Origin of the sequence: Actinomadura bangladeshensis, assembly GCF_004348335.1 — a bacterium.
In the GTDB taxonomy this organism is placed as follows: domain Bacteria; phylum Actinomycetota; class Actinomycetes; order Streptosporangiales; family Streptosporangiaceae; genus Spirillospora; species Spirillospora bangladeshensis.
The window spans coordinates 1-5,531 of the sequence record NZ_SMJW01000377.1 but is presented as its reverse complement, the minus strand read 5'-3'; the positions used below and the strand labels follow the sequence as shown (position 1 = coordinate 5,531).

Annotated in this window: 5 protein-coding genes; all 5 read left to right on the top strand. The window is 71.5% G+C overall.

Features of this window, described 5'->3' with window-relative positions; translation table 11 throughout:
- Positions 1 to 1,511, top strand: a 1,511-nt coding sequence (locus E1284_RS37975; protein ID WP_131944980.1) for a peptide ABC transporter substrate-binding protein, incomplete at its 5' end; no start/stop codon positions are given.
- Positions 1,512 to 1,517: 6 nt separating this feature from the next.
- On the top strand, positions 1,518 to 2,444 hold the full coding sequence (locus E1284_RS37970; protein WP_131944979.1) for an ABC transporter permease: 927 nt from the start codon (positions 1,518 to 1,520) through the stop codon (positions 2,442 to 2,444).
- A gap of 7 nt (positions 2,445 to 2,451) precedes the next feature.
- The gene (locus E1284_RS37965) at positions 2,452 to 3,411 is read left to right on the top strand and encodes an ABC transporter permease (protein ID WP_131944978.1); all 960 of its coding nucleotides are present in this window, start codon (positions 2,452 to 2,454) and stop codon (positions 3,409 to 3,411) included.
- A gap of 8 nt (positions 3,412 to 3,419) precedes the next feature.
- Entirely contained in the window at positions 3,420 to 4,439 is a 1,020-nt protein-coding gene (locus E1284_RS37960; protein WP_131944977.1) for an ABC transporter ATP-binding protein, read from the top strand.
- Positions 4,423 to 5,478 carry an ABC transporter ATP-binding protein gene (locus tag E1284_RS37955; protein ID WP_131944976.1) on the top strand — a complete coding sequence of 352 codons (1,056 nt, stop codon included), beginning with the start codon at positions 4,423 to 4,425 and terminating at the stop codon, positions 5,476 to 5,478. The genes E1284_RS37960 and E1284_RS37955 overlap by 17 nt, the downstream gene beginning before the upstream one ends.
- The last annotated feature ends 53 nt before the right edge of the window (positions 5,479 to 5,531 follow it).

Sequence of the window (5,531 nt, the reverse complement as noted above, 5' to 3'; positions counted from 1 at the left end):
GGGCGGGGGCCGGGGACGGGACGTTCACCGTCGGCCACTCCGAACCCGACCACCTGGTGCCCGCCAACACCACCAGCAGCTACTCCTTCGACGTGATCACCGAGCTGTTCGACAACCTGATGACGCTCGGCACGGACGGGCAGGCCGTGCCGCTGGCCGCCGAGTCCGTCACGTCCGACGACCAGAAGGTCTGGACGGTCAAGGTCCGGCCGGGGCAGAAGTTCCACAACGGGGAGCCCGTCACCGCGCAGAGCTTCGCGGACGCGTGGAACAGCGCCGCGTACGGCCCGAACGCCATGGGCGCCAACTCCTACTTCTCCTACATCAAGGGGTACGAGGAGATGAACCCCGAGGACGAGGACGCCAAGCCGAAGGCCGACACGCTGTCGGGCGTGGAGGTGACCGGGCCGGACGCGATGAAGGTCACGCTCAACGCGCCGTTCAGCCAGTTCCCGCTGCTGCTGACGTACCCGGCGTACGCGCCGATGCCGAAGGCGGGGCTGAAGGACCTGAAGGCGTTCGACGAGCACCCGATCGGCAACGGGCCGTACATGATGGACGGCAACTGGGAGCGCAACAAGCAGGTCAAGCTCGTCGCGTTCCCGGGGTACGCAGGGCCGCGCAAGCCGAAGAACAAGGGCGTGACCTGGAAGAGCTACTCCAGCGCCGACACCGCCTACACCGATCTGCGCGCCGGCCGGATCGACGTGCTGCAGACGATCCCGGCGGCGAAGGTGCCCGAGGCGAAGCGGCTGCTCGGCGACCGGTTCCTCGCCCGCAAGATGAGCACCACCGACTACCTCGGCTTCCCGCTGTTCGACAAGCGGTTCGACAACCCCGACCTGCGCAAGGCCATCTCGATGGTCATCGACCGCCAGGGCATCAACAAGGCGGTCTACAACGGCGACTACTTCCCGGCCGACTCGCTCATCCCGTCCATCATCCCGGGCCACCGCGACAACGCGTGCGGCGAGCCGTGCACCTATGACCCGGCGAAGGCCAAGCAGCTGTTCGCCAAGGCCGGCGGGTTCAAGGGGACGATGGAGCTGTACTTCTCCAACGCGCAGCCGACCTACGCGCAGTGGATGCAGATCGTCGCGAACTCGCTGCGCGACAACCTCGGCATCACCGACATCCAGTTCCGCCAGGTGCCCGCGTCCGACTACTTCTCCATGCTGCGCGAGCACTCGGAGAAGGGCCCGTACCGGCAGAACTGGGAGGCCGACTACCCGAGCCCCCAGAACTACCTGGAGAACATGTGGGGCCCGGACAACCGCATGGGCTGGGACAGCAAGGAGTTCAACGACCTCATCGCGCAGGCGAACCGCTCGGCCGACCAGCAGCAGGCCCTCGCGCTCTACAACCAGGCCGAGGACATCGCGATCCAGGAGATGCCGATGATCCCGCTCTGGACGTGGGCGGGGCAGGGCGGCCGGTCCGAGAACGTCGACCATGTCACGATCACCCCGTTCTCCACGGGGCTGGTCGCGACGGATGTGACGGTGAAGTAGCCCGCGATGTGGCGCTACGTCCTACGGCGGCTCCTGCAGGCGGTCCCCGTCTTCATCGGCACGACGCTGCTCATCTACGTGATGGTGTTCGCGCTTCCGGGCGACCCGATCCAGGCGCTCGCCGGGGACAAACCGGTCCCGGAGAACGTCCTGCAGACGCTCCGGGACCGGTACAACCTGAACGACCCGCTGCTGGTGCAGTACGCGAAGTACATGTGGGGCCTGTTCCAGGGCGACCTGGGCGAGAACTACACGGGCCAGAGCGTGTCGGAGATGCTCAGCGGGCGGTGGACGGTGACCGCGCAGCTCGCCCTCACCGCGTGGATCTTCGAGCTGGCGATCGGGATCGCGCTCGGCACGTGGGCGGGCCTGCGCCGCGGGAGGTTCGCCGACACCCTCGTCCTCGGCGGGACGACGCTGGTGATCGCGGTGCCGGTGTTCGTCCTCGGGTACACGGCGCAGCTGCTGTTCGGGCTGCACTGGCAGATCTTCCCGACGGCCGGGACGGACGAGGGCTGGCCGATGAGCTACCTGCTGCCCGGCATCGTGCTCGGCTCGCTCGGCCTGTCGTACGTGGCGCGGCTGACGCGGACGAGCCTGTCGGAGAACCTGCGGGCCGACTACGTGCGCACCGCGAACGCCAAGGGCCTGTCGCGGGCGCGGGTGGTCGGTCGGCACGCGCTCCGCAACTCGCTGATCCCGGTGGTCACCTACCTCGGCGTCGACTTCGGCAACCTGATGGGCGGCGCGGTCGTGACCGAGGGCATCTTCAACCTGCCGGGCATCGGGCAGCAGGTGTTCCAGTCGATCCAGCTGAAGGAGGGCCCGGTCGTGGTCGGCGCGGTCACCGTGCTGGTGCTGATCTTCCTGCTGGTCAACCTGGTCGTGGACCTGCTGTACGGGGTGCTCGACCCGCGGATCAGGTACGAGTGAGGCGCGCATGACGATCAAGGAGCCGGACGCCGGGCCGCCGCCCGGCGCCGAGCCGGGACCCGAGACCGGTGCCGCCGGGACGAGCGCCGCGGCGGTCGCCGCCGCGGGCGGCGAGATCGGCCGGGCCTCGCTGTGGGACGACGCGTGGCGCGACCTGCGGCGCCGCTGGGTGTTCTGGGGGTCGGTGGCGATCCTCGCGGTCGTGGCGGTGATGGCGGCGCTGCCGCGGCTGTTCACCGGCAGGGACGTCAACCAGGGCTGCGACCCGAACGCCGCCAAGCTCGGCCCGTCCGGCGACCACTGGTTCGGCACCGACCTCGCCGGATGCGACTACTACGCGCACGTCGTGCACGGCGCCCGCCCGACGCTGCTGATCGGCGTCGCCGTCACCCTGTTCGCGCTGGCGATCGCGCTCGTGTTCGGGCTGCTCGCCGGCTACTACGGCGGCCTGCTGGACGCCCTGATCGCGCGGATCACCGACGTGTTCTTCGGGCTGCCGTTCGTGCTCGGCGCCACGGTGATCCTCGTGGCGTTCCCCTCGCACGGCGTGTGGGCGATGACGCTGGTCCTGGTGCTGCTCGGCTGGACGACGATGATCCGCATCATGCGGGGGCAGGTCATCGCCGTCCGGGACGCCGACTACGTGCAGGCGTCCCGGCTGCTCGGCGCGTCCGACGCGCGGATCATGGCGCGGCACATCCTGCCGAACGCGATCGCCCCGGTGATCGTGGTCGCCACCCTCAACGTCGGCAACGTGATCGTGGGGGAGGCGACGCTGGACTTCCTCGGCGTCGGCCTGCAGTACCCGGAGGTGTCCTGGGGGCTCCAGCTGAACCAGGCGAAGGACTCGTTCATCGACCATCCGCACCTGCTGGTCTTCCCCGCCGTGTTCCTGTCGGCGACGGTGCTGAGCTTCCTGATGCTCGGCGACGCCGCCCGCGACGCCCTCGACCCGAAGCTGCGGTGACTCCGGCCATGCTCACTGACCTGAAGGACGACCCGGCGCCGCCGCCGCTGCTGCGCGTCGACGACCTGCACGTCCGGTTCCGCGTGCGCGGCCAGGACGTCCACGCGGTGAACGGCCTGTCGTACACCCTCGACGAGGGGGAGACGCTCGCGATCCTCGGCGAGTCCGGGTCGGGCAAGAGCGTCGCGGCCCAGGCCGTCATGGGCATCCTGGACGTGCCGCCCGCCCGCGTCGAGCGCGGGTCGGTGCGGCTGCGCGGCGAGGAGCTGCTCGGCCTGCCCGAGCGGCGCCGCCGCGCCTACCGGGGCGACCGCATCTCGATGATCTTCCAGGACGCGCTGACCGCGCTGAACCCGGTGTTCACCGTCGGCGACCAGCTCGGCGAGATGTACCGGGTGCACCGCGGGCTCGGCCGGCGGGCGGCCCGCGGCAAGGCCGTCGAGCTGATGGAGCGGGTGCGGATCCCGTCCGCCGCCAAGCGGCTCGGCGACTACCCGCACCAGTTCTCCGGCGGCATGCGCCAGCGCATCATGATCGCGATGGCGCTGGCGCTGGAGCCGGACGTCCTCATCGCCGACGAGCCGACCACCGCGCTGGACGTGACCGTCCAGGCGCAGATCATGCGGCTGCTCGCCGGGCTCCAGGACGAGCTGCGCATGGGCATGGTGCTGATCACCCACGATCTCGGCGTCGTCGCCGGCGTCGCCGACCGGATCGTCGTCATGTACGCGGGGTCGGTCGCCGAGCAGGCGCCCGCCCGCGAGCTGTACGCGCGGCCCGCGCACCCCTACACCCGCGGCCTGCTCGCGTCGGTGCCGCGCCTCGACCGGCGCGGCGCGCCGCTCGTCCCGATCAAGGGGGCGCCGCCGAACCCGGCCGCGCTCCCGCCCGGCTGCCCGTTCCAGCCCCGCTGCCCCCGCGCCGAGGCGCTCTGCGCGGCGGAGCGGCCGCCGCTCGTCACCGTCGCGCCCGGCCACGAGGCCGCCTGCCACTTCGCCGAGGAGGTCCACGGTGCCGGACCCGAATGAAGCGCCCGACCCGCGTGCGGCGCCCGAGCAGGGCGGCGCGCCGATCCTCCAGGTGGAGGGGCTCGTCAAGCACTACCCGGTGACCCGGGGCGTGCTGGTCAAGCGGGCGGTCGGCCAGGTCAAGGCCGTGGACGGCGTCGACCTGGAGCTGCGGCGCGGCGAGACGCTCGGCGTCGTCGGCGAGTCCGGCTGCGGGAAGTCGACGCTGGCGAAGCTGCTGCTCGCCGCCGAGCGGCCCACCGCCGGGACGGTCCGCTTCGACGGCCGGGACGTGTTCGCGCTGCCGAAGCGGGAGCTGCGGGCGCTGCGCCGCCGCATCCAGCTGGTGATGCAGGACCCGTACTCCTCCCTCGACCCCCGGATGACGGTCGGCGACATCGTCGGCGAGCCGTTCGCGATCCACCCCGGCGCCGCGCCGAAGGGGGAGCGCCGCAGGCGGGTCCAGGAGCTGCTGGAGCTGGTCGGGCTCGAACCCGACCACGTCAACCGGTACCCGCACCAGTTCTCCGGCGGGCAGCGCCAGCGCGTCGGGATCGCCCGCGCCCTCGCGCTGCGCCCCGACGTGGTCGTGTGCGACGAGCCGGTGTCGGCGCTGGACGTCTCCGTCCAGGCGCAGGTGATGAACCTGCTCGCCGAGCTGCAGCGCGAGCTGGGCCTGGCGTACGTGTTCATCGCGCACGACCTGGCCGCCGTCCGGCACATCTCCGACCGCGTCGCCGTCATGTACCTGGGCAAGGTCGTCGAGACCGGGCACGAGGCGCAGATCTACGAGCATCCGACGCACCCGTACACCCAGGCGCTGCTGTCGGCGGTGCCCGTGCCCGACCCGGACGCGCCGGGCTGGTCGGACCAGATCCAGCTGGAGGGGGAGCCGCCCTCGCCGCTGGACCCGCCGTCCGGCTGCCGCTTCCGCACCCGCTGCTGGAAGGCGCGGGACGTCTGCGCCGACGAGGTGCCGTCCCTGGTCGAGCGGGACGGCTCGGCGCACCCCAGCGCCTGCCATTTCGCCGCCGAGCCCGCTCTCACCGAGCGAACGTGACGGTCGGCCGGTGCACCGGCGACGGGGTCCGTAGGGCGGGGGTTCCGTAGGGT

Coding starts and splice junctions, on each gene's coding strand:
- E1284_RS37970 (WP_131944979.1), top strand. CDS start 1,518: ATGTGGCGCTACGTCCTACGGCGGCTCCTGCAGGCGGTCCCCGTCTTC.
- E1284_RS37965 (WP_131944978.1), top strand. CDS start 2,452: ATGACGATCAAGGAGCCGGACGCCGGGCCGCCGCCCGGCGCCGAGCCG.
- E1284_RS37960 (WP_131944977.1), top strand. CDS start 3,420: ATGCTCACTGACCTGAAGGACGACCCGGCGCCGCCGCCGCTGCTGCGC.